Below are 1,888 nucleotides of genomic sequence, written 5' to 3' on the forward strand. Positions count from 1 at the left end.
GCGGCGGGCGTCGCCAAGGCGCGCGCCGACCACATCACAATTTCGGGCTATGATGGCGGCACCGGTGCCTCGCCGCTGACGTCGCTCAAGCATGCCGGCAGCCCGTGGGAAATGGGCCTTGCCGAGACACACCAGACGCTGGTGCTGAACGGCTTGCGGTCGCGCGTTGCGCTGCAGGTCGATGGTGGCTTGCGCACAGGGCGCGACGTCATCATCGGCGCGCTGCTCGGCGCCGACGAGTTCGGCTTCTCGACCGCACCGCTGATCGCGGCCGGCTGCATCATGATGCGCAAATGCCATCTCAACACCTGTCCGGTCGGCGTCGCGACGCAGGATCCGGTGCTGCGCAAGCGCTTCAAGGGCACGCCCGAGCATGTCATCAACTTCTTCTTCTACGTCGCGGAAGAGGTGAGGGAGCTGCTCGCCGAGATGGGCTACACCCATATCGACCAGATCATCGGCGACACCGATCTTCTGGAAAAGCGCGACCTGATCGTGCACTGGAAGGCGCGCGGGCTCGATTTCTCGAAGATGTTCTTCAAGCCGGATGCGCCGCATGAAGCGGTGCACTGGACCGAGCGGCAGAAGCACCCGATCGACGACGTGCTCGACCGCAAGCTGATCGAACTGGCCAAGCCGGCGCTCGAGAGCAAGCTGCCGGTCAAGATCGAGGTCGATATCCGCAATGTCGACCGCTCCGCGGGCGCCATGCTGTCGGGCGAAGTGGCCAAGCGCTTCAAGCACAAGGGCCTGCGCGAGGATACGATATCGGTGAAGCTGACCGGCACTGCCGGCCAGTCCTTTGGCGCCTTCCTGGCGCGCGGCATCTCGTTCGAGCTTGTCGGCGCCGGCAACGACTATGTCGGCAAGGGCCTGTCGGGCGGCCGCATCGTCATTCGGCCGCCGGAAGAGGCCAAGATCGTCGCGGCTGAATCCATCATCGTCGGCAACACGGTGCTCTATGGCGCAACCGAGGGCGAAGCCTATTTCGCCGGCGTCGCCGGCGAGCGTTTCGCCGTGCGCAATTCGGGCGTCGCCGCCGTCGTCGAAGGCGTCGGCGATCATGGCTGCGAGTACATGACTGGCGGCATCGTCGTCGTCATCGGCAAGACCGGCCGCAACTTCGCCGCCGGCATGTCTGGCGGCGTCGCCTACGTGCTCGACGAGGCGGGCGATTTCGCCGAGCGCTGCAACATGGCGATGGTCGAGCTGGAGCCGGTTCCGGAAGAAGACGATCTGATGGAAAGGCTGCTGCACCATGGCGGCGACCTCGACCACAAGGGCCGCGTCGACGTCTCCGGCGACATGACCAGCCATGACGAGGAGCGGCTCTACCAGCTGATCTCGAACCATGTGCACTACACCGGGTCGGTACGTGGTCGCGAGATTCTCGACGACTGGGCGACGTTCCGGCCGAAGTTCCGCAAGATCATGCCGGTCGAATACCGCCGCGCCCTGATCGAGATGGAACGCATGCGCATGGGCGTTGCGGCGGAATAGGCTTTGCAATGGCCGGGGAGCCCAGGCTTCCCGGCCCATCTTCATCGACAGTTTGACCTCCGGCGCAAGGTTGCCATGGCTGCCTCAAGGGGTTAACGGGTGCGGCGAAAACCGCACCATCTGGACAGCAGGAACTGGACTATGGGCAAGGTAACAGGCTTTCTCGAAATCGACCGGCAGGTGCACAAGTACCAGCCGGCCTCCGACCGCATCCGGCATTTCCGCGAGTTCACGCTGCCGATGTCTGACAAGGAGGTCGAGAAACAGGCCGCGCGCTGCATGGATTGCGGCATTCCGTTCTGCCACGGGCCGACCGGCTGCCCGATCCACAACCAGATTCCAGACTGGAACGACCTCGTCTACAATGGCGACTGGGACAACGCGATCC

The 1,888-nt window shown here is 64.2% G+C and carries 1 protein-coding gene and 1 pseudogene; both read left to right on the forward strand.

Annotated features, from left to right (window positions below; genetic code table 11):
- The coding region (locus EOA22_RS31960) for a glutamate synthase-related protein (RefSeq protein WP_245478736.1) at nt 1–1,500 on the forward strand (1,500 nt) is incomplete at its 5' end.
- A gap of 141 nt (nt 1,501–1,641) precedes the next feature.
- Nucleotides 1,642–1,888, forward strand: a pseudogene (gltD, locus tag EOA22_RS31965) (glutamate synthase); the annotation flags it as partial.

Source organism: Mesorhizobium sp. M7A.F.Ca.US.014.04.1.1 (assembly GCF_003998745.1).
Taxonomy (GTDB): domain Bacteria; phylum Pseudomonadota; class Alphaproteobacteria; order Rhizobiales; family Rhizobiaceae; genus Mesorhizobium; species Mesorhizobium ciceri.